Source organism: Halomonas sp. SIMBA_159, assembly GCF_046536035.1.
Classification (GTDB): Bacteria; Pseudomonadota; Gammaproteobacteria; order Pseudomonadales; family Halomonadaceae; genus Vreelandella; species Vreelandella venusta_A.
The window spans coordinates 1-252 of the sequence record NZ_JAWJBT010001121.1 but is presented as its reverse complement, the minus strand read 5'-3'; the positions used below and the strand labels follow the sequence as shown (position 1 = coordinate 252).

Annotated in this window: 1 pseudogene; it reads right to left on the bottom strand. The window is 56.7% G+C overall.

Annotated features, from left to right (window positions below):
- Positions 1 to 252 (bottom strand): annotated as a pseudogene (locus tag R0J87_RS22755) (Vi polysaccharide biosynthesis UDP-N-acetylglucosamine C-6 dehydrogenase TviB); the annotation flags it as partial.

The window sequence follows — 252 nt, the reverse complement described above, 5'->3', positions numbered from 1 at the left end:
CCATCCCGTCATTGAGCCTGCGTCCCGACAAGAGCATCTCCGGGTGATAGCCCAGCTCTTGGGCCTTGTGCGTTAGGTAGTAAGGATCGACGCCGATACAGTGCCCCCCAACAAGACCGGGGCGGAAGTTGAGAAAGTTCCACTTGGTGCCGGCCGCTTTCAGAACGGCCTCGGTATCCAGCCCCATCCTGTTGAAGATCATGGCCAATTCGTTGATGAGGGCGATGTTGATATCACGCTGGCTGTTTTCGA